The following is a 23,666-nucleotide window of genomic DNA, read 5'->3' as shown; positions in this document are numbered from 1 at the left end:
AGAACTTCTGTACCTGACGCAAGCTTTCGGTACAAAAAGCATTTGCTGAATGAAGTTAAATGAAAGCTTAATAGCTAGTTTCTGCAGTTAATCCTTGCATAATCTTAACACCTGAGCTTGCTCCAATACGATTTGCACCAGCTGCAACCATCTGATCTAAATCCGTCTTGTTACGTACGCCGCCAGAGGCTTTTACTCCGCATGCTTCTCCTACTATCTTTCTCATTAATGCGACATCCTCTACTGTGGCACCACCTATTGAGAAACCTGTTGATGTTTTAACAAAGTCAGCACCCGCCTTAACAGCAGCCTGGCAGGCGCGTATTTTTTCATCTTCTGTTAATAGACAGGTTTCAATAATTACTTTAAGAAGAGCCTTATTACCATGAGTAGCATCTGCAACCGCTTTAATATCAGCTTCTACCTTTGCATCTTCTCCTGCCTTTAAAAGTCCGATATTAATTACCATATCGATTTCCTGTGCACCCTTTTGAATAGCTTCCTCTGCTTCAAATACCTTCACGGCAGTGGTTGTGCTACCAAGAGGAAAACCTATAACCGTACAAACCTTAACATCACTTCCTTGTAGCTTTTCAGCTGCAAGCGGTACCCAATATGGATTTATACAAACTGAGGCAAATTTGTACTGCTTCGCCTCTTCTATTAGATTGATAATCTCCTGTTCTCTTGCATCAGGCTTTAATAGTGTGTGGTCGATCAAATTAGCTATCATCTGCAACATCCTTTTCTATTTGTTGATTTATGTAAAGCGATTTCACAACTAAAGAATAACACCGGTTTGAACAAATGTAAATATCGTTTTGAAATTTTGTTCAAACAAATTTTTACTTTTAATAACTTAATAAATAATAAGAGAAATAAAAAAATCTGTTAGAGTTACTCCAACAGACTTTACTTATTTTCTCTTCATTTCTAACAGTGCTCTTGCCGTATACTGGTCGACAATTAGTGTATTAGCATATTTTCCAATTAACGCCGCATGTATTGATTTAATCTTTCTCTCTCCTCCGGCAACAAGGATACTCTTTTCCTTTTCCCTTAAATCTTCCAGTTCAATCCCTACTGTTCGATCATTAAGTTCTTTATTACAGATCTTACCTCCCTTATCAAAAAAGCGAGAACAGATATCCCCCACAGCAGACTGCTGCAACTCAGCCTTCTCCTGATCGCTAAAATAGCCTAAATTAAATAATAGTGCATCATTTTGTACTGTCCCTACAGTAAATATAGCAAAATTTGCTTGTTTTCCCATTTCAATAATTCTCTGTATATGACGATCTTCTTCCACCATCTGTTTAACTTCTTTCTTGTCAAAAATAACAGGTAAAGGTAAATAGCGAGCAACAGTATAGTAAGCCTTTGCAAATAAATTTACTGTTTCGGCAGCATAGGTTTGCGTCTGTGAGTGACTGACACCACCTTTTAACTGAACTACTTCAACGCCCTGAACCCTTTTTTGATTAAGCTGTGAAGCTAGCATGTGCATCGTTTTCCCCCACGATACACCAATAATATCTCCTTCCTTAACCGTTTCATCTAAATAATCCGCAGCTGTTCGGGTAATATGCTTGGTAATTTCTTCATATTCATTGAGTGGTGAAAAGGCCACCAGCACCTTTTCTAATCCATAGAGTTCCTTTAATTGCTGAGAAATATCATTCATATTCTCTAATGGATCAATAATTTCTATTCTGACATACCCCTGCTCCTTAGCATATTGTAACAGCCTTGAAACGGTTGGTCTTGATACACCCAGACTTTTACAGATTTCCTGCTGACTATAATCAGATTGATAATAAAGCCTTGCAGCGGCTATACTCAGTCTCTCCTTGTCATTATCCATTTTGTTCACCCTCTTTTCTTTATTATCAAAAGTAACACATTCAATTATCACTTCTCATACTACTAGATAAAATGATAATTTCAACAATCAAATTCGCCCGTCGAATTTGCGTCCGGATTTTTATCGATCTCTCTCGATAAACTACCTATCAAGAAAACCCCTCCTTCTCCTCCATATGATGTTTATCACAAATACAATACCTCATTTTATTACCAAAACCCTTCGTACACCGCATGTTTATTGGTCATTGATTGAATAAACCTGTGACGAAAATAGTAATCTATCAATTTTATACTTGCTAATATTTTACAATTGCCTATAATTTGTTTTGTACTTCACATGATTAACATAAGGAGGAAAAAGAATGAAGAAATATGTAGTGTTTTTTCTAAGCATTTTACTGTGTCTTTCATTAGTTGCCTGTGGTACGAGCTCTAATGATAGCGGTAACACTGCGAGCGATTCATCCAGTTGGAAAGCAGGCACCTATACTGCTTCTGCAAAAGGGATGAATGGTGATGTAAAGGTAGAGGTTGTTTTAGACGAATCATCAATTAAGAGTGTAAAGGTATTAGAGCATCAAGAAAGTGAAGGAATTTCTGATCCTGCAATTGAAAAGATTCCTCAGCAAATCGTTGACGCTCAAGGCTTAGGAATAGATACGGTTTCCGGTGCTTCTTTTACAAGCAAAGCCATTTTGGAGGCGGTAACCATTGCATTAAAAGAAGCTGGTGCAGATGTTGACGCTCTTAAGAAAATTAAAGGGGATTCATCTACAGCTAATAAGGATATTGAAACGGCTTATGATGTTGTTGTCATTGGAGGAGGCGGAGCTGGTTTAACCTCAGCTATTACCGCTGCAGAAAATGGTGCAAAAGTGGTTGTGCTTGAAAAAATGCCTGCAGTTGGAGGAAATACCCTGATATCAGGTGGTGAAATGGCTGCTCCTGGTAACTGGCTTCAGGAAAAAGAAGGTATTGAGGACAGCACTGATTTATTTTACGAGGATATTTTAAAGGGCGGAGATAATGAAAGTGACCCTGCTCTAATCAGAGTAATTGCTGATAATGCTCTAAATGAAGCCATCTGGCTTAAAGATGAAGTAGGAGTGGTATGGGAAGACTATATGTTATTCTTTGGAGGCCACTCGGTAAAAAGAAGCTTAGTACCAAAAAATGCTTCAGGTGTAGAGCTTATCACGAAGCTTGAGGCAAAGGCAAAGGAAATGGGAATCACCATTTTAACGGATACAAAAGCATCAGCACTCATCGCAAATAGTGATGATAAAGAAACCATCAACGCTGTAGAAGCTGAAATGAATGGTGACACAGTTATCTTTACTGCTGCAAAAGGTGTTGTTCTAGCATCTGGTGGCTTTGGTGCGAACATTGATATGCGTGTTAAATATAATCCTGAAATGGATGATAAAATTCTTTCTACTACATCAGCTGGCAGTACTGGTGACGGTATTGTGATGGCTGAAGCAATTGGTGCTCAATTAGACGACATGTCATTTATTCAAACCTATCCTACCTGTGACCCAGAAACAGGGCGTTTATTATATGTAGGTGATGTTCGCTTGGAAGGCCGCTCTATCCTAGTGAATAAAGAAGGGAAGCGTTTTGTTGAAGAACTAGAGCGCCGCGATGTTATTTCAAAAGCGACTACAGAAACTAGCGATGGCTATTCCTACATGTTCTGGGATCAAGCCAGCATGGTTGCTAGTAAAGTAGATGTAAAACATAAGCATGAATATGATAGTCTAATCGACCGCGGACTGCTAGTAAAAGCAGATACAATTGACGAAGCTGCTAAACATTTCGGTATCGATGCAGAGGCTTTAAAAGAAACAGTAAAGAACTATAATGAATATGCGAAGAATGGAAAAGACCTAGAATTTAATAAACGTGGTGAATTGGTAGCTTTCACAGATGGTCCTTATTACATCATGAAATCCATTCCAGCCGTACACCACACAATGGGTGGAGTAAAAATTAATCCAGATGCACAGGTCATCAATACAACTGGCGATATCATTAAAGGTCTGTATGCTGCCGGTGAAGTGACTGGAAATATCCATGGAACGAACCGTTTAGGATCAGATGCAATTGCTGATATCATTGTTTTTGGCCGAGTTGCTGGTAAAAATGCTGCGGAGGGTAAATAATACTTTACCGTTCTAATCATTAATAAAAGGAAGTTGATTCTCGTTATTTGGGAATCAGCTTCCTTTTTAACGACGTCTGCAGTAATTTCGATTCTTCTTCCCCCTCTTATTCATTGGATTATAGAAGCATTTCACATAGGCTTCTACTCGTTAGAGGTGTTTACATAACCAGAAGTGTAGTCCCAAGCCATGGTGGAGTATGATATTATCGCACTCACGAGGAGTGCGACCGAATGATTATGTACAGTAAATTCAATACAATCATTTCAATCCACGCACTCACATGGAGTGCGACTACATCTTCTCTCGTGTATGGACTGTTTTCAATTTATTTCAATCCACGCACTCACATGGAGTGCGACAACAATATGTGTAAGGAGCTGTACATCATGAAAATTTCAATCCACGCACTCACATGGAGTGCGACATCCAGTGCAAACTCCGGATGATGTTCTAGTTCTTATTTCAATCCACGCACTCACATGGAGTGCGACGTTCAACCATTTTTTCATATTCGGCTTTCGCTTCAATTTCAATCCACGCACTCACATGGAGTGCGACGCGTATGAATTTGCAAATAATGTTTATTCGATGGATTTCAATCCACGCACTCACATGGAGTGCGACTGCCTTTGATTTGATTAAAATTTATGTCCACATTATTTCAATCCACGCACTCACATGGAGTGCGACAGAAGATTTTATTTGCTGTGCCTCTTTCTTTTTTATTTCAATCCACGCACTCACATGGAGTGCGACTGTCACCTTTAAATTTATTCAATAAGTCAGTAAACATTTCAATCCACGCACTCACATGGAGTGCGACTTCCGACATGCAGATATGAGTTAGGCAAGCAGATATTTCAATCCACGCACTCACATGGAGTGCGACCAGGATGGAGGGTTTTGTCCGTTTGGGCACCGGTATTTCAATCCACGCACTCACATGGAGTGCGACTGGCGCACAACAGCCAATCGGGTTAATCAAAGATGTATTTCAATCCACGCACTCACATGGAGTGCGACAAGCACTGTTCATTAACTCACCAACCCGACCACTTATTTCAATCCACGCACTCACATGGAGTGCGACGTAATTGTTCGTTTACATATCTTACCTTACTTTGATTTCAATCCACGCACTCACATGGAGTGCGACAATTAATTCATCGTCAATTTTGATGGTCCGATAAATTTCAATCCACGCACTCACATGGAGTGCGACTCACGGAATAAAACAAAATAGCAAGATTATCATATTTCAATCCACGCACTCACATGGAGTGCGACTAAATTAGATGATTTGTATTTTGATAGTTTAAATATTTCAATCCACGCACTCACATGGAGTGCGACGAAGAATCCGACACTAATGTATTTTCGTTGCTTTATTTCAATCCACGCACTCACATGGAGTGCGACATGGCAATTCCGTCAAAAGCATCTCCGCCTGGAATTTCAATCCACGCACTCACATGGAGTGCGACATTATTCTGTGCACCTCACAATTAAGGGATAGTTTATTTCAATCCACGCACTCACATGGAGTGCGACGTTAATAAACGTGTGGTACGTTCACCTGTTTCCTTATTATTTCAATCCACGCACTCACATGGAGTGCGACATTGAGCACCCTGTTATTTCAGCTCCTTCTTTTAAATTTCAATCCACGCACTCACATGGAGTGCGACTTCAATGCCATGTCTTTTTGCTCTTTCACAAATATTTCAATCCACGCACTCACATGGAGTGCGACTTTATGATTCGCTCATAGATGATTCTCTCATACAAATTTCAATCCACGCACTCACATGGAGTGCGACTCTGCACGAATGTAACTGTGGTTTTATTATTGAAATTTCAATCCACGCACTCACATGGAGTGCGACAAAAGCACGGGAGAGTCTTTACGTATATAAGAAAAATTTCAATCCACGCACTCACATGGAGTGCGACATCTGGTGAGTTTTCGATTGAGCGTTTATGCATTTATTTCAATCCACGCACTCACATGGAGTGCGACCCATGCTTTACCTTTTCTTGTAAGCGTACCATAATTTCAATCCACGCACTCACATGGAGTGCGACCAAGAGGCGTTTTAGGAGTATGCAAACTTTGTGTAATTTCAATCCACGCACTCACATGGAGTGCGACATTAATAACCCATATACACGACACAAGGCAATTATATTTCAATCCACGCACTCACATGGAGTGCGACAATCAAGTTAGGATTATTAGATAACAACATAACAATTTCAATCCACGCACTCACATGGAGTGCGACTTTCCTTTTGTCATGTCAGTAAATACAAAATTAGATTTCAATCCACGCACTCACATGGAGTGCGACGATGGTTTTATCGTCCATAGCATCATCAATCGATATTTCAATCCACGCACTCACATGGAGTGCGACGAGATTTTTCATATAACGCAAACTATTAACGATACATTTCAATCCACGCACTCACATGGAGTGCGACTTCGTAAACTTTTCCTGTATCTTCATCCACAAATCATTTCAATCCACGCACTCACATGGAGTGCGACTTGCTTTTTTGTTTCCGCAGGAGGAGACAATTATATTTCAATCCACGCACTCACATGGAGTGCGACCGTAGGGTTGTTCAAAGAATGTTTGGATTTATATAATTTCAATCCACGCACTCACATGGAGTGCGACGCTAAGTCTGCGCCCTGATTAACTGCCAAAGTTGCATTTCAATCCACGCACTCACATGGAGTGCGACTTGGTGAAGTGTTAACCAATCGTAGTTTATCGGTATTTCAATCCACGCACTCACATGGAGTGCGACCTTTGATTTTCACCATTAATCAAGTTCGAGATGATTTCAATCCACGCACTCACATGGAGTGCGACCAAAACAGTGACACGCCTTGGATTAAATATATTTGATTTCAATCCACGCACTCACATGGAGTGCGACTTTTTGTGGGTAGTCCATCATTCATTTGATTCTAGATTTCAATCCACGCACTCACATGGAGTGCGACGAAAGCACCATTTACCGCCAATCTTATATTTTGATTTCAATCCACGCACTCACATGGAGTGCGACGATATTACGATAACAATCACCCATCTTATACTGACATTTCAATCCACGCACTCACATGGAGTGCGACCACCTTTATCAGATGGCGCGAATGTCAATGTACCTATTTCAATCCACGCACTCACATGGAGTGCGACCCCTGTGTTCCTAAAAGCGTTACACCCTTACCCGATTTCAATCCACGCACTCACATGGAGTGCGACTATGAGTATGTTTCAAATGATGGACCATTACCTGGTATTTCAATCCACGCACTCACATGGAGTGCGACGACATAGTTCATTGCGGTCAACTCCTAATAATAGATTTCAATCCACGCACTCACATGGAGTGCGACGTGTTTTATGGGAGTCAGAGATTTAACCGTTTACCATTTCAATCCACGCACTCACATGGAGTGCGACGAGTCAATCGTGGCAACAATGGTGCTTCCAACGTATTTCAATCCACGCACTCACATGGAGTGCGACAGCCTTAGCCGATGACCGCGAGTTGGTCCTGGATATTTCAATCCACGCACTCACATGGAGTGCGACCTCCTTAATCCTGTTTTAATCATGAATGTAAAAAATTTCAATCCACGCACTCACATGGAGTGCGACTTGCAGGTGTTAAATCACTTTTATCTACCGATGGAGTATTTCAATCCACGCACTCACATGGAGTGCGACTATCAGCAGATGGGTGATCAGGTTCTTACCCAAATATTTCAATCCACGCACTCACATGGAGTGCGACAGGAATACCCATTGCCATAGCCACCTGATCGAGATTTCAATCCACGCACTCACATGGAGTGCGACGAGCATGGACACGACCTTAAACGGGTTTGTAAGATTTCAATCCACGCACTCACATGGAGTGCGACCATCGATGGGTCAGCCTGTTGAAAGCAATCAAGAATTTCAATCCACGCACTCACATGGAGTGCGACTCCTTTTCTTTAACAACCCTCTGAGCAAGGACAATTTCAATCCACGCACTCACATGGAGTGCGACCCCAAAGGGATTTAGCTGATAAACTAGGAGTTCCAATTTCAATCCACGCACTCACATGGAGTGCGACACGTATCAATATATCAGACAGATCCAGGCATTGTTATTTCAATCCACGCACTCACATGGAGTGCGACGGCGGTGTGACAAAACAGCTTCGCAGTCTACAGATTTCAATCCACGCACTCACATGGAGTGCGACTTGGTCGGAAAGACCAACTTTTTTATTAACCCAATTTCAATCCACGCACTCACATGGAGTGCGACACGTTTATTTAATCTTTTAATCTTTTGTTTTAAAATTTCAATCCACGCACTCACATGGAGTGCGACGGTGCTTCATCCACCGTGGCAGGTGCTCCGATTTATTTCAATCCACGCACTCACATGGAGTGCGACCAAAATAGATACAGATGATTTAATCCAAGTTGAATTTCAATCCACGCACTCACATGGAGTGCGACGAGCTAGGAGAGTGCGCCAACGAACAACGTTCTTGATTTCAATCCACGCACTCACATGGAGTGCGACCACAAATACTTGTTACTTTTCCTAATGATATGGTTATTTCAATCCACGCACTCACATGGAGTGCGACCAGTCTTACTCATGGTGCTATGTATTCGATGATGATTTCAATCCACGCACTCACATGGAGTGCGACTTAATAATCCTGGCTTCCACATATAAAGCAGGACTATTTCAATCCACGCACTCACATGGAGTGCGACACCGTTTTGCTTAACATTAGGGATATTTGGAATCATTTCAATCCACGCACTCACATGGAGTGCGACCTGATACTGTGGCATATATCATCGTTGTACTAGGCTATTTCAATCCACGCACTCACATGGAGTGCGACGTTAATATCACTGTTAAGTTTCTCGATAATAACAATTTCAATCCACGCACTCACATGGAGTGCGACTACGATTGGTGTTTCGATAATCCACGCACAGTAGACATTTCAATCCACGCACTCACATGGAGTGCGACTAGTCTTTGAGGTTGTGAATGAGTTAACTAGAATATTTCAATCCACGCACTCACATGGAGTGCGACTTTTAATGGCAGGCCCTTGCCATTGAGGGGGCTATTTCAATCCACGCACTCACATGGAGTGCGACCAAGTTGCAAAGGACTTGAAATTATATCATTATATTTCAATCCACGCACTCACATGGAGTGCGACTAGTTTGTGTTCGTTCCATGTTGTAAATTGTAGCTATTTCAATCCACGCACTCACATGGAGTGCGACATATCTCTATTGGATACCTTATAAACGCTTGTACATTTCAATCCACGCACTCACATGGAGTGCGACACTTTGCCAGATGATTATCAAAGATTAATAAGATTATTTCAATCCACGCACTCACATGGAGTGCGACATACCAATTTGATACGATACTCCCCCTATTGTTATTTCAATCCACGCACTCACATGGAGTGCGACGCCGACTCAGGAAGTTAAAGTCAGCCCCATTGTTATTTCAATCCACGCACTCACATGGAGTGCGACATCTAAATGCTATCATCAAGATTCCTACATCTAATTTCAATCCACGCACTCACATGGAGTGCGACAATAGTTTTGACTCATGGGACAAGATGGACAGTATTTCAATCCACGCACTCACATGGAGTGCGACGAGAACCTAAGACAAGATATTATGTTCACCAAAGAATTTCAATCCACGCACTCACATGGAGTGCGACCACTCCGATGTAATTATTCACATCCCGTTGGATATTTCAATCCACGCACTCACATGGAGTGCGACGAACTAATTTATTACAATGATACAATAGCATTTTATATTTCAATCCACGCACTCACATGGAGTGCGACGCCTAGAGAGAAACCTCTGAGACTATACTCATACCAATTTCAATCCACGCACTCACATGGAGTGCGACTGTCACTTATTTACACAATGGAACTAAACTAAATATTTCAATCCACGCACTCACATGGAGTGCGACTTTATAAAATCCTTTATACCTTTAACATAGTATGATTTCAATCCACGCACTCACATGGAGTGCGACCTCATTACTATCTATATTGGGACAATGGAAAAAAATTTCAATCCACGCACTCACATGGAGTGCGACTGACGAGTGGGAAGATGTTTTTTATGTAGATACTATTTCAATCCACGCACTCACATGGAGTGCGACATCCTTGCAAACCCTTAATTCCCAATCGTCATAAATTTCAATCCACGCACTCACATGGAGTGCGACATCCTTATAACTGTATAACTCGGATTCTATATGTATTTCAATCCACGCACTCACATGGAGTGCGACAAGGGAACCTTGCTTGCCATTATTCGCAGGATATTATTTCAATCCACGCACTCACATGGAGTGCGACAGTTAATAGGGATATACTTATATTGATTATCGTTATTTCAATCCACGCACTCACATGGAGTGCGACGATCAATAATTTTTGTACTAGTTTAGATAAAAGGATTTCAATCCACGCACTCACATGGAGTGCGACAATAGATAGGTTTAAGTAGTCTAAACTAGTGATTATTTCAATCCACGCACTCACATGGAGTGCGACTATCATCCTTAGCGGTAGTGGTTGCCGACAATATATTTCAATCCACGCACTCACATGGAGTGCGACTCTTCAATGCGTTCAATGTTCTGTAAATCCTTGCTATTTCAATCCACGCACTCACATGGAGTGCGACAATACCGAACAAACATCCTCTCCCCCACCGAGGTATTTCAATCCACGCACTCACATGGAGTGCGACCTGTGAAAATCTGTATCTTACAATATAGGTTTATAATTTCAATCCACGCACTCACATGGAGTGCGACCTATACCGCCTAAGCCTGCTTTGGCTAAAACGTTTATTTCAATCCACGCACTCACATGGAGTGCGACTCCAACTTGTAAATAATCATCGTTCGTTACAAGCATTTCAATCCACGCACTCACATGGAGTGCGACCTATTTTCATAAACCGTATCCGTTGAAACGTATTATTTCAATCCACGCACTCACATGGAGTGCGACATACAAAAGTTGTTTCCTCATATAAAAGTGTTCGATTTCAATCCACGCACTCACATGGAGTGCGACATATATTCAAATCCTTCTCGAAAACTACATTTCGATTTCAATCCACGCACTCACATGGAGTGCGACTGGGCCTTGACTATGATCCAACGCGCTACGCGAATTTCAATCCACGCACTCACATGGAGTGCGACGATACGCAGGGGAATGTCGAGCGCCAGGCAGAGATTTCAATCCACGCACTCACATGGAGTGCGACCTTATGCCTGTTCGAGGAGTTGACTGACAGTAACATTTCAATCCACGCACTCACATGGAGTGCGACAGTTTATAAATTTAAATAATTTTTACATTGCATATTTCAATCCACGCACTCACATGGAGTGCGACTATAACGTCCATACCAAGTCATACAAGGGTAAAAATTTCAATCCACGCACTCACATGGAGTGCGACACTTCATTAGCATTTTTAATATTACAACCGTATATTTCAATCCACGCACTCACATGGAGTGCGACGCTGCATACGAATTAAATCGAAACAGCTTTGGTTTTATTTCAATCCACGCACTCACATGGAGTGCGACATACCAATTTGATACGATACTCCCCCTATTGTTATTTCAATCCACGCACTCACATGGAGTGCGACGTTTGTATCGGTTCAAGTGCTGCCAGGGGTGGAAATTTCAATCCACGCACTCACATGGAGTGCGACTCTTTCCATCTGTCGGGACCCGGTGGCATTTTATATTTCAATCCACGCACTCACATGGAGTGCGACTCATAGAATTTCAAAGGTGCAATCATATCGAATATTTCAATCCACGCACTCACATGGAGTGCGACAATATTTTGGTTGAAACAGGTTCGTTCTTTTTAATTATTTCAATCCACGCACTCACATGGAGTGCGACTCATGTTATTAACGATTAACAATATGTTAACTGTAATTTCAATCCACGCACTCACATGGAGTGCGACAATGAACTGTTGTCGATTATCGAGAATGCAGGAAATTTCAATCCACGCACTCACATGGAGTGCGACCAGCAGCTGCAATTGCAGATGTTTCAGGGGAGGAATTTCAATCCACGCACTCACATGGAGTGCGACACTTGTTGCGGAACCGCTTCAGCTGTTGGATATTATTTCAATCCACGCACTCACATGGAGTGCGACTTTCTAACGTATCCTTCTCCGACCACACCTTCTGGATTTCAATCCACGCACTCACATGGAGTGCGACTAAGTTGGTCTAATTCATCTCTTTTTTCTTGAGTTATTTCAATCCACGCACTCACATGGAGTGCGACAAGGATTTGCCAAGCAATATGACAGCTTACTAGTCATTTCAATCCACGCACTCACATGGAGTGCGACAGCGAATTTTACACAAAATAGCCAATAAGAATCTATTTTGTTTATTAAATTCACCATTTCCTTTAATCACTATAAAGGACTTTTATTAATTAAATTAAATTTGATAGAAAGAACAGTGATAAACAGGGTGCGAATTAGTCTATGATTTTATGTGTACTTTACATTCGCACTAGAAAATCAACGGACCTTCTAAGTCAAGGGATTCCTTGACGCCAATGTGCTCGACCTTGTTTTTATAATTATTACCTAACTGATAGAACCGAAGACTATCCTTCTCTTTATCTATTATCTTTGATAGCTCCATTTTTAAAATAACCATTTGCGTGGCATCGACATTACATTCAAAAACTGAATTCTGAACACGCTGACCGTAATTTTGACAAATTTTCGCTACCTTTCGTAACCTTTTTCTGCCTGTACTATCCACTGTGCTTACATCGTACGTAATTAACAATAGCATGAACTACACCTACTTCCATAAGAATGGCGGGTACTCATCTAAATCATTACGTAAATAGCGAGCCAACAACAGAGCTTGCACATGTGGCACTAATCCCCATGTTATTTTTTCTCCTAAAAAGGGATGGGTCATTTTTTCTTGCTTTCTATTTTGCCAGGCAGCTAGAAATTTCCTCCTAGCTTCATCTGTCATAAGAACAGCCCCGTTTTCCTTCTTAATAAAATCTCCACTGTTGACAACCTTTTTATTAATTAAAGATAGGACAAATCGATCAGCATATACACCACGTAACTCTTCCATAACATCTAAAGCTAACGACACTCTTCCCGGTCGATCACGGTGTAAGAACCCTACATAGGCGTCCAAACCCACACCTTCTAATGCAGCCGCCACATCATTTGCCAATAAAGTATAGGCAAATGACAGCATGGCATTCACATTATCTAATGGTGGTCTTTTCGAGCGAATTTTAAAAGAGAAATCATCTTTTTGCTGTAAAATCATATGGTTAAATATTTGATTATAGCTTATAGCAGCTTGTCCTTCTAAACCTCTTAACCTTTCCAAATCCTCGCACTCTCTAATATCAAGAATGATGGACGATAGATGCTTAGAAATCTGTTTAAAATGAGTCACATCAATCCGTAATGGATAATCTCTCGTCATTCTCTCAATCATCCATTTCTGATTATAAACCTTCCCAACAATAAAGTTACGGGCAATTTTTGCTGACTTTGTTTCATCATCTGATAATCGGTATTGAATCTTTCTTAAGATTACATTCCCCTTGCTTTTACCTATTACCCGAGCGAGAAACCTTCCGTTCATAGTGAGAAATACGATGGAAATATTCCTTTCAGCGCAATATCCCATTAATGCCGGGCTAGCACCTATATACCCGAAGGTGACAATTGATTCTAAATTATGCAGCGGCAGCCGTCCTAACTTCTCCTGATCCTTAAGAAGGACAATATTGTCACCTTCTAGAGCTAAATAAACATCAGGTTGTGTGATAAATAAAGTATTTAAGAGCTTTTTCATTCTTGAATCTTCCCTTCAATATAACTTTTCACAGACCTTTTTTTCATTAGATCAGGTACACAAATATTTTGAAGGGAACAACTTTTACAATAAGGACCTGGTTTGACTTTGGGCGTGTGCTTTCGCTTATAATAATCGTACATTTCAGCTGTCATCGCTCGCACTTTATCTTTGTACTCTGCTGTGATAGGTATTTCTACTCTATGTTTGATTTCGTGATAATACAGATAACCGATGTCAATCTGACACAGCAACATTTCCTCCAGACACATTGCCTGAGCTGTCAACTGTAAAATATCTGCATCATGCTGTTTAGGCTTTCCACGCTTGTATTCGATAGGATAAGCGATGTATTTTCCTTGTGCTGCTTGTATCTCTACTCCATTCGGATGTTTAACAAATTCAACAACATCACAAATCCCCGTAATTTTAAGTTCACTTGACTTAACAGGCATAGCACGAACAATAAGTTTATCCCTCCGTTTTTCCCGAAGAAAAGGCTGATCTGCCTTTTGATGGAGATACTGTCCTTCCATTGTTCTCACATTTTCTTCCCATTGCTGTTCAATATGAATCAAAGCCCATTGACGCTTGCAAAATTGAAAATGTTGAATACCAGACAACATAAGAAAATCTTCTTCATCATAATCATAGTCCATCTAGGACATCTACCTTCAAGCCCTCTAATTCATTTAAAGTGATATTATAGTCATTAATCGACCTTGGCTCTTCAACCATCTGTTTTACCTCTAGTAGCCGGTGAACCTTTGCTGAAGAATATTGACCAAGCTTTGAATTATGCTCCCACCAATATACCTTATTTACTTCCATACTTCCCTCTGGTCTTGCAGCCGAAGCGTCATTTTCAAATAGAGTTATCAGGGTTTGTTTAATTTTTTTAGCATCTTCATTCGTAAACCCAGTTTTTTCAGCTAACTGTGTATTGATACTACCGTAAAAAACGTAAACCCCAAAGTCGACACGATGCTTCATCCCCATGGTATCTGAACCTTTTTCCTTTCCAGGCTCGGAATTAACACTTTTAGTAATTTGCATACTTGTAATATCAATTGGGGCTACACTCGTAGCGGTATGGATGGACACAGGTCCTCTAACACCTACAGAAACACCGGATCCAGATCCAGACCCCTTAAATGCAAAGACCTGACCAAAACTCCTTACATCAATCCATTCCTGACAAGCAATACTGGCAAAGTCCTCATTTGAACTATTTTTTGTTTTTAATAGTTTTTGTAACTCAGGATTAGCATCAGCACGTTCACGTAAGCTTTTTAGATGATCTGTATTTCTGTCATTTGATTGAACAAAAATAGATTCTCCCATATCCTGCAGCCGGTTTCTAATTTTTCTCTTAATAGCTACATCTGAAATTTCACCATGTCCATCATAATTCTGTCTCGGACGATTTCCATTTAACGGATCTCCATTGGGATTAGCTTTTGTAACAGACAAAACAACAGCAAAATCTACTTTATGATCTAAAGTCGTCATATTCTATCTCTCCCTACTCTATAGTTAATTCTTCTGTAATGATATTTTTTTCCTTCTTTTGATATAACTCATGACGTTGACTATAAAAACCTAGTAAATACTTGCCTGATAATGGTCTATTATTAAAATCATCAAAGTGAATTCTAGAAGCAATATCATCTATCAATTTAGAAAGATATAATCCTTTTGTCCCTAAGCGTGCTTGGTAAGGTTGAAGACTTTCTTGAATTGTTTTCCATGTTCTTGCTGGATGTTTAGAAAAAGAGTTCATATAACGAATGGCATTAGTAGAACGAGTTTCATCAGTACTTAAGGCTCGTCTTTCCAGTACATCTGCGACGGCCAATAACCGTCCAAATAAATAATCACGATTATTATTTTCTGTATCTAGTCCCACATCATATCCCTCCTGTTTGTTAATTAATGCACAAGTAATACTAAGTGTTTTTTCCCATTCCCATTTTTCCATAGATACCGGATTTGAAGCACGGTAGAAGGCACTCCTAACAATATCAAGAGGAAGTCTTTGCATGTCGTCATCAATCATACAAGGAAGGAGCCGCTCCATTAATCCTTTAACGACCTTTTCATTTGCTCTAGTTCCATACGCAGCAAAGGCAATATCCTTCGTAGCAGGTGCACCATAAAACTGGACAAAATCACCTTCATCATTTTTACGGTAACGATGAAGCCATACACATGTTGTATGCCATTTCTTAAGTCGATTCAGGTATAGCTCTTTATCTATATTTCGGTAATAGAGTACGGCTAATCTCCCAGTAGTTGCAGAATCTAGAATCATAATATTAATATTTGATTGAATGGATAAATTATTTGAATAGCCATCCAGAGCCTTAGATACTTCATTGGCAAATTCTTGGTTAGTAAAAGCAGTTCTTGTTCTATTATTAATCGTCGTGGAAGTTAACGAGTAAAGATCCCAAGTATCTTCTGTTAATCCCGGAATATCTGGTTCATCATTTCCCCATACTAAGAAAATCCGTTGATCAATCGTTTTTCCTTGCCGGTTAATTAACCATTTTAATGCGTTATGTGCCTTTTGAGATACTTCATAGCTGATACTTGCCACTTCATTTCCAATCTTAAAACGCCCTCTAAAAGTAAAACCACTTGTATCATTAGCCGAGATTAATTTGGCCTTGTCAAATGATCCTCTAATTTTATTCGCGTGCTTGTCAGTGCTCGGCAGCATTTTCCCAGTTACATAACAAAGATCCTCATTCCCTAGCATATTTCGGTAAAAGCGAATAAAAGATTCATACATCTCCGGGTCTTTCCATACCTTTGTCAGTACTTTTTCGGAAGAATAGACATTAAAGCGAATAAAGGCGCTTTCTATACCGCCATTAATAACAGAAAAGACCTGCGGGCGCTCCCCATGTATGGACTCATATTTTTTATCCCATTTATCAATTAATTGATTTTTTACATCTACAAATAAAACTTTGTTCTCGACTAAATCTTTAATTAAACATCTTTTGGCTAAATAACGATAGATGCTTTTTACTTTATCTATACTATATGGAGAATCAGCCCATTCTTTTAGTTGAGCAATATAGTATGTAAAGGGCTCTTCTTTTTTTATTTTCCCGCCATATGAAATAAAATCTCCTGCTACATAGCTTAATTTATCATGAAGAGGATAAGGAGCAATTTTGGAGCCAGCTCTGTTTGAAGATTCTTCTGTACATGGAATTAATGTGCTAGCAGCATTTTTATCAATCACAGATGCGGAATGAAACTCCCCCTCTTCCGTTATCTCTACTTCAATATGGGCATTTTGAGTAGTGTGCGAGATAGGTAACAAGGTAAAATCTTGGCCATTGTACTTTTGTTCAATCAATCCAACCTGACCTAGATTAGATTCATAGGTTTCATAAAGATTTAATAACCAGCTCATTGATGCCCCCCCTCTACCCATGTTTCTTCTAAATTATCTGCTGACTCAACATTGGTTTGATCAAAGTGCTTAGGCTCCATATCTGTAATTTCTCGAATGAGTGTACATTGGTCGGGCCTAATGAATTGAATAATGCCATTCTTCATTACTGGATTCCAAAGTCTTGCTTCCATTTTATTTTTGCCAGTCTCATCTGGATAATTGATTCCATGAATCATCGTCCCAAAATGAATGGCACCATCATACTCGTCATAATAACCTTTCCCTTCCCCGAAAACACATGGCTCTACATAGCCTTGGCATTCTCGTGTACCGAGAAAGATGTCTCTGCGTCCACCAGCCTTGAGAGAGCGCTTTAAAATATTGTGATGTTTGTGTTCATTTCGGTCAAAAGCCATATCAGGCCGATAAGAGTTAAAGATAAAATGCGCTCGCACTTGGTACCTTACATCTTTTAAATAAGTATAGTTGGCAAGTGTATTTCCTCCACCATATTCAATAGGACGGATTCCCTTCGATTCCATTTTAATTGGATTCATAATACGAACCTCATCAACAATAAATAGAATCGTTGGCTTCCAATAAATTGATTCCACAATTCCTTTCAATGCCTGATAGGTTGGTACCTGATACGACAGCTTTTCACCCCCCATCTTTGTTAAAGGATCTGTAAATAAGGCATAGTTTCCAAACACTTCAAATTCAATTGAATTTCGCATATTCTCACCTCTTTCCATTTTTTGTATTCCTAATAATTCAAATTTAATACTTTTTTGCAAATTTTTCAAAATAAATAATATATTATATGAAAGTTATTTGTTTAATTTTTAATATGCTATTATATAAATGTCACTTTTTTATGTTTAGGCTCTGTTAAACTAGGATGTTGATTTCCGTTGCAGGCACTTCGCTTTCCGCAGGCGACCGCCGAGCCTCCTCGACACTTCGTGTCTCCGGGGTCTCGACTGTTTCGCTTCTCCTGCAGGAGTCTTCGTGCCTTCCACTACAATCAACCTGCTTAAAAAACAACACTGTGCTCTAACAAAGCCTATGTTTAAAAAAGTGTGGATTGAAATATATATTATATTATTTGGAAACCTATCTTAAAAAAGATAGGTTTTTACCATTGTAAAAACTCTAACGGACTATTATTTTCAAGATTAAATCCAAACTCATCATGATATGCTCCTTCTCTAAGAGCAAGGATTTTCCCATCCAATAAGGACACTAGTCCATTATTTTGTTCTAGTAGTCTTTGTTCATAGTCATAGAGATTAATTGTGTAATGTTGAGCTCTTTTCAGTAAACGTGAAAAGTCCTCAATTTTGCTGAGTCCATTACATTCTGAAATGATTTCTTTTCCCTCTCCATACGGAACGAAAACCGATGAGGTATGGTTTTCAATCACATGAAAATTTTCTGCTGCAGTTCTATAGCTGTTCACAATAAATAAGGGAACAGAATGTTTATGGATGGAACAATATGCTTTATGGTAGCTATAATTTCCCTTTGCTACAGTTAAAAGTTCCATCATATCCTTCTTAATCCTAGGGATAAAATAATTTAAAGACAATTCAAATCCTGTATAATATTCTTTAAAATACTTCTCCATTGCTTGTTCCGATAGAATATGCCCACCATATTTCCTTTGATCATGTTTTAAATCAATGAGTATTTTTTTAGCTACTTTTTTCCCTTCTTTAATCTCTTCTAACTTGTTTAACTTCTCTTCCTCGTGATCAATAATATAGACAGGCTGGATTTCCTTTTCACCATGTCGATTGCAGCGTCCAGCAGCTTGTGCAATGGAATCTAATCCAGCTAAGGAACGAATCACACACTCAAAACTAACATCTACACCGGCTTCTATTAATTGGGTGCTGATACAGATTATTTTATTTCCTACTTTCAAATGCTCCCTTATTTTTTGTAGAATCTGGTTTCGATGGGCAGCACACATCGCTGTACTTAAATGATAAACAGCTGCTCCTTGATTGTTCTCTTTCAATTTCATATACAAATTTTTTACAACTGTTTTTGTATTAAGGATAACCAGCACACTTTGTTTTGCCTCCATTATCTCTTCTATAAATGAGGCAAGTTTCTCATTATTAAAGGTTTCTTCCGTTGCTTTATCTATTATTTCAACACGTCTAAAAGCCTCAATTACATGGTCTAGGTGATGAATCATTTCTGCCCCTGGATTGATGTCTAATTTATGTTTAACAAAATCCAAAGCAGGCTGTGTAGCTGTGCACAATATCATACTAGATTGACCATATGTTTTTAAAAAGTTAACTGCTTGATTAAATAATGACAAACATTTAATCGGAACCTTTTGTACTTCATCAAATATAATGACGGATTCAGTTAGATTATGAAGCCGTCGAATATTCCTACTCCCATTGGCATAAAAGGCATTTAAGAATTGAACCATTGTTGTAAAAATAATCGGAGAGTCCCAATTATCTTTAGCTAGTTTCAATTTTCTCTGTATATTTGTGTATCCTTTTAAATCTTCATCATTAACATTCACGTCTTCTATCACGTTTGAATGATGTTCTAAAATATTTGCATCATCCTTTAAAATATTTCGAACCTCTTCAGCATTTTGCTCAATAATCGTCGTATACGGGACGACATAAATAATATGTTTTTTTTGATAGAGTTGTGCATGTTTTAGTGCATATCTTAAGCTTGCAAGCGTTTTACCTCCTCCAGTTGGAATAGATAATGTGTATATCCCAGAAGGCTTTACAGCAAATTGTTCACATAGGTCTGACATTTCTGTTCTTAAACGATTAATGGGCGTATGGGCATTAGAGTGATGCTTGAAGGATTCTACTTTTTCCATTAATCTTTCGTAATAGGTTTTGAATAGTTTATCATAGTGAATCACTGAGCATTCTTGCTTCCCTTCTTCAAATAATCTTGTATTTGTACGGTCGGCATCAATTAAGGCACTAAAGATAAATTTGGTTAAAAACATTAATTGCTTTTCATTATTTTCTGGAGATTCTTTTGCTAAAAAGCTTTCTAATTCAAACGCTGCTTTGGTCACGTATTCCTGAAATTCTTTTTCGCTTATGACTTGTTCAAAAAATAGCCTTTTTGAGAAATCAAATTCCTCTAGTTTTTTATCTTTAACTCTATTTAAATATTTGGATTGCAAATCAGGACTTAAAAAATCATGAATATATGAATGGTGGGAGATGATAGCGTTTCCTATTACTTCAGATAACAGTGCTTTATAAAGATTAGAGTGTTTGTTGTTTGAGTGGAAAAAATCAAATAAAAGCTTACCACCTGCGGTTGAGTGATCAACACTTCCTCTTTTTGGCGGTGTATCAGGGTTATGTACGGCTTCCAATATGTAGTCTCTAAATTTAATAGTATATTTCCCTAGGTCATGTAACATACCAGCAAGCCCCGCAAGATGTTTGACACCCATCGATTCACCATAAAGTTCAGCTAATTCTTTAACCTTTAATAAATGGTCTTTAACAGATTGTATATAATTATCAGATTCACGGATATGAGCTATAAAGTTCATTTCTTCACTCCTCCCAGTGACCTCTCTATTAGTCAAAACGAAGCATTTGCAGCTCTGTTTACACAGTACTATTTTACCATAATATTCCTATACTACCCGTTATAATTTAATTAATTTTATGAAAATTTAAATGCGGTTTCGGCACTATTACTTTAATAAAAGCCTCTATTACTAATGAAGGTTGTTTTCACTATGTTAGAAAAGGACTTAATAATAAGCGGAGTTATTCCGCTAAAATAATCCAAACCTTTGAATTTTGTAAAGCGCTTGCAATTCTCGATAATTTAGTTATAATACTTGTATACAGGTATACAGATACACAAGTATACTTGGATTATTTGATAAACTAGGTGATTGTATGAGTCAATCTAAGGAATATTTATATCCTCAAAAATGGCTTTCTAAGGCCTCGACAGGTGACCGTGTTGCTTACGAGCTTAGAATGCGTATTATATCCGGCCTTATTGAAAGCGGCACCACTCTTTCAGAGAATAAATTAGCGGGAGATTTTGATGTGAGCCGCTCTCCTGTCCGGGAAGCGTTAAGAACACTTTCATCAGAAAATATCATCCGTTTAGAAAAAATGGGTGCGGTTGTCGTTGGTTTAACCGAAAAGGAAGTAGAAGAAATCTATGATGTACGTCTCATGATTGAAACGTTTGTGTTTGAACGTCTCTTGAAAATGGAGACGAACGAATTAGCAATGGAGCTAAGCAAAATATTAGAAATGATGAAGGTGGCGGTCAGATATCAGGATGCTGATGAATTTGCTTATCAGGACGTCCTGTTCCACGAAACCATCATTCGATCCATCGGCCATTCCTATATCCTCATGATTTGGAATAATTTAAAGCCGGTGATGGAAGGCTTCATTCTTTTATCGATGCGCGTGCGCTTCAAGGAAAACTATGATGATTTAAATCGAATTATCGAAAACCATGAACTCTATATCGAGGCCATCAAGGCAAAGGATCGAAAACTGATGATTAAGTCTTTACACGAAAACTTTGACGATGTTCAAGGAAAAGTAGATGACTTATGGCGGTCGCAACAAATGATGACTAAAGGAGCTGAGCAGCAAGATGACTAGCTATATGTTAGGGATTGATATCGGAACAACCAGTACAAAGGCTGTGTTATTTACGGAAAAGGGTGAGGTTATCCAGCATGAAAATATCGGCTACCCGCTCCACACACCAGATATTTCAACAGCTGAACAAAACCCGGAAGAGATTTATCAGGCGGTCGTACAAGCCATTAGCAATATTATGAAACGCAGCCAGGATAAGAAGCTCTCCTTTATTTCTTTTAGCAGTGCCATGCACAGTGTCATTGCTATGGATGAAAACGACGAGCCGCTCACGCCTGTGATCACTTGGGCGGATAACCGCAGTGAAGCATGGGCCCATAAGATTAAAAATGAATTGAACGGACATGAGGTCTACAAACGAACCGGAACTCCGATTCATCCAATGTCCCCATTATGTAAAATCGCTTGGATTGTCCATGACCGTCCTGAAATCGCCGCGAAAGCGAAAAAATATATCGGAATTAAGGAATTTATTTTTAAACGTTTCTTTAATCAATATGTTGTTGATTATTCACTTGCTTCATGCATGGGTATGATGAATCTTGAAAAACTGGCTTGGGATGAAGAGGCGCTACAAATTGCCGGAATTACACCTGCACAATTATCTGAGCTCGTGCCAACCACTAAGATGTTCAATCATTGTGAGCCTGATTTAGCCAAGAGAATGGGTATTGACCCAGAGACTCCATTTGTGATTGGAGCGAGCGATGGCGTGCTATCGAACCTTGGTGTCAATGCGATTCGTAAAGGCGAAATCGCGGTCACCATCGGGACAAGCGGTGCGATCCGTACGATTATTGACAAGCCGCAAACCGATGAAAAAGGAAGAATCTTCTGCTATGCGTTAACAGAAAATCATTGGGTCATCGGCGGACCGGTTAATAATGGTGGAATGGTCTTGCGCTGGATTCGTGACGAGTTGGCTTCATCAGAGGTTGAAACAGCGAAGAGACTGGGAATTGATCCGTATGAAGTCTTAACGAAAATTGCCGAACGTGTAAGACCTGGGGCAGATGGACTTCTTTTCCATCCATACCTGGCAGGTGAACGGGCACCATTATGGAATCCAGACGTGCGCGGCTCCTTCTTCGGCTTAACGATGTCGCATAAAAAAGAGCATATGATTCGTGCTGCTTTAGAGGGTGTTATTTACAATTTATATACTGTCTTTTTAGCCTTAACAGAATGCATGGACGGACCTGTCACACGTATTCAAGCAACGGGAGGCTTTGCCCGCTCCGAGGTTTGGAGACAAATGATGGCCGATATTTTTGCATCAGATGTTGTCGTGCCTGAAAGCTATGAAAGCTCCTGCTTAGGTGCCTGTATTTTAGGCTTATATGCGACAGGGGAAATTGACTCCTTTGAGATTGTATCTGAAATGGTGGGCAGCACCTTCAAGCATACACCAAAGGAAGAAGCAACAAAGGAATATCGTCAATTACTACCGATTTTTATCAACTTATCAAGGGTTTTAGAAGACGATTATTCACGAATCGCTAACTATCAGAGAAATTTAATTAGACATCAGTAGGGGGAACAC

Annotated in this window: 12 protein-coding genes and 1 CRISPR repeat array; of the genes, 3 read left to right on the top strand and 9 right to left on the bottom strand. The window is 39.5% G+C overall.

Annotation, left to right across the window (positions count from 1 at the left end; genetic code table 11):
- Positions 1–67: 67 nt before the first annotated feature.
- Together deoC and BQ5321_RS05430 are read right to left on the bottom strand one after the other, a co-directional pair.
- Positions 68–733, bottom strand: a complete 666-nt coding sequence (gene deoC / locus BQ5321_RS05435) for a deoxyribose-phosphate aldolase (RefSeq protein WP_071393548.1) — start codon at positions 731–733, stop codon at positions 68–70.
- A 183-nt stretch (positions 734–916) separates the two neighbouring features.
- Positions 917–1,864 (bottom strand): sugar-binding transcriptional regulator, encoded by a 948-nt coding sequence (locus BQ5321_RS05430; protein WP_071393547.1) that lies wholly within the window; start codon positions 1,862–1,864, stop codon positions 917–919.
- A gap of 364 nt (positions 1,865–2,228) precedes the next feature.
- On the opposite strand from BQ5321_RS05430, the gene BQ5321_RS05425 reads away from it, so the two are divergent.
- Positions 2,229–4,031: a flavocytochrome c gene (locus BQ5321_RS05425; RefSeq protein WP_071393546.1), complete on the top strand. Its 1,803-nt coding sequence runs from the start codon at positions 2,229–2,231 to the stop codon at positions 4,029–4,031.
- A gap of 263 nt (positions 4,032–4,294) precedes the next feature.
- Positions 4,295–12,546: direct repeats of the CRISPR family, unit length 32 nt; unit sequence ATTTCAATCCACGCACTCACATGGAGTGCGAC.
- Between the two features lie 169 nt (positions 12,547–12,715).
- On the opposite strand, the gene cas2 is transcribed toward BQ5321_RS05425, so the two are convergent.
- The 7 genes from cas2 to BQ5321_RS05390 all read right to left on the bottom strand — a co-directional run bounded on the left by cas2 (position 12,716) and on the right by BQ5321_RS05390 (position 21,033).
- Positions 12,716–13,006 carry a CRISPR-associated endonuclease Cas2 gene (cas2, locus tag BQ5321_RS05420; RefSeq protein ID WP_071393545.1) on the bottom strand — a complete coding sequence of 97 codons (291 nt, stop codon included), beginning with the start codon at positions 13,004–13,006 and terminating at the stop codon, positions 12,716–12,718.
- Between the two features lie 9 nt (positions 13,007–13,015).
- Positions 13,016–14,047, bottom strand: a complete 1,032-nt coding sequence (gene cas1c, locus BQ5321_RS05415; RefSeq protein ID WP_071393544.1) for a type I-C CRISPR-associated endonuclease Cas1c — start codon at positions 14,045–14,047, stop codon at positions 13,016–13,018.
- Entirely contained in the window at positions 14,044–14,706 is a 663-nt protein-coding gene (gene cas4, locus BQ5321_RS05410; protein ID WP_071393543.1) for a CRISPR-associated protein Cas4, read from the bottom strand. Before cas4 ends, cas1c begins: the two co-directional genes overlap by 4 nt.
- Positions 14,696–15,559 (bottom strand): type I-C CRISPR-associated protein Cas7/Csd2, encoded by an 864-nt coding sequence (gene cas7c / locus BQ5321_RS05405; RefSeq protein WP_071393542.1) that lies wholly within the window; start codon positions 15,557–15,559, stop codon positions 14,696–14,698. Before cas7c ends, cas4 begins: the two co-directional genes overlap by 11 nt.
- Positions 15,560–15,572: 13 nt before the next feature.
- Positions 15,573–17,480: a type I-C CRISPR-associated protein Cas8c/Csd1 gene (gene cas8c, locus BQ5321_RS05400; protein ID WP_071393541.1), complete on the bottom strand. Its 1,908-nt coding sequence runs from the start codon at positions 17,478–17,480 to the stop codon at positions 15,573–15,575.
- Positions 17,477–18,199 carry a type I-C CRISPR-associated protein Cas5c gene (gene cas5c, locus BQ5321_RS05395; protein ID WP_071393540.1) on the bottom strand — a complete coding sequence of 241 codons (723 nt, stop codon included), beginning with the start codon at positions 18,197–18,199 and terminating at the stop codon, positions 17,477–17,479. Before cas5c ends, cas8c begins: the two co-directional genes overlap by 4 nt.
- Before the next feature lie 401 nt (positions 18,200–18,600).
- Positions 18,601–21,033 (bottom strand): CRISPR-associated helicase/endonuclease Cas3, encoded by a 2,433-nt coding sequence (locus BQ5321_RS05390; protein ID WP_071393539.1) that lies wholly within the window; start codon positions 21,031–21,033, stop codon positions 18,601–18,603.
- A 358-nt stretch (positions 21,034–21,391) separates the two neighbouring features.
- Here BQ5321_RS05390 and BQ5321_RS05385 point away from each other — a divergent pair, with 358 nt between their 5' ends.
- Positions 21,392–22,123, top strand: a complete 732-nt coding sequence (locus BQ5321_RS05385) for a GntR family transcriptional regulator (RefSeq protein ID WP_071393538.1) — start codon at positions 21,392–21,394, stop codon at positions 22,121–22,123.
- Positions 22,116–23,657: a gluconokinase gene (gntK, locus tag BQ5321_RS05380; protein WP_071393537.1), complete on the top strand. Its 1,542-nt coding sequence runs from the start codon at positions 22,116–22,118 to the stop codon at positions 23,655–23,657. Before BQ5321_RS05385 ends, gntK begins: the two co-directional genes overlap by 8 nt.
- Positions 23,658–23,666 lie beyond the last annotated feature (9 nt).

Source organism: Bacillus tuaregi, from assembly GCF_900104575.1.
Lineage (GTDB): Bacteria > Bacillota > Bacilli > Bacillales > Cytobacillaceae > Bacillus_BD > Bacillus_BD tuaregi.
The sequence above is the reverse complement of the archived record's forward strand: the minus strand, read 5'-3'. Positions and strand labels throughout refer to the sequence as shown.

Bases quoted from the DNA above. Each gene is read 5' to 3' on its own strand.
- deoC (WP_071393548.1), bottom strand. From the start codon at position 733: ATGATAGCTAATTTGATCGACCACACACTATTAAAGCCTGATGCAAGA.
- BQ5321_RS05430 (WP_071393547.1), bottom strand. From the start codon at position 1,864: ATGGATAATGACAAGGAGAGACTGAGTATAGCCGCTGCAAGGCTTTAT.
- BQ5321_RS05425 (WP_071393546.1), top strand. From the start codon at position 2,229: ATGAAGAAATATGTAGTGTTTTTTCTAAGCATTTTACTGTGTCTTTCA.
- cas2 (WP_071393545.1), bottom strand. From the start codon at position 13,006: ATGCTATTGTTAATTACGTACGATGTAAGCACAGTGGATAGTACAGGC.
- cas1c (WP_071393544.1), bottom strand. From the start codon at position 14,047: ATGAAAAAGCTCTTAAATACTTTATTTATCACACAACCTGATGTTTAT.
- cas4 (WP_071393543.1), bottom strand. From the start codon at position 14,706: ATGGACTATGATTATGATGAAGAAGATTTTCTTATGTTGTCTGGTATT.
- cas7c (WP_071393542.1), bottom strand. From the start codon at position 15,559: ATGACGACTTTAGATCATAAAGTAGATTTTGCTGTTGTTTTGTCTGTT.
- cas8c (WP_071393541.1), bottom strand. From the start codon at position 17,480: ATGAGCTGGTTATTAAATCTTTATGAAACCTATGAATCTAATCTAGGT.
- cas5c (WP_071393540.1), bottom strand. From the start codon at position 18,199: ATGCGAAATTCAATTGAATTTGAAGTGTTTGGAAACTATGCCTTATTT.
- BQ5321_RS05390 (WP_071393539.1), bottom strand. From the start codon at position 21,033: ATGAACTTTATAGCTCATATCCGTGAATCTGATAATTATATACAATCT.
- BQ5321_RS05385 (WP_071393538.1), top strand. From the start codon at position 21,392: ATGAGTCAATCTAAGGAATATTTATATCCTCAAAAATGGCTTTCTAAG.
- gntK (WP_071393537.1), top strand. From the start codon at position 22,116: ATGACTAGCTATATGTTAGGGATTGATATCGGAACAACCAGTACAAAG.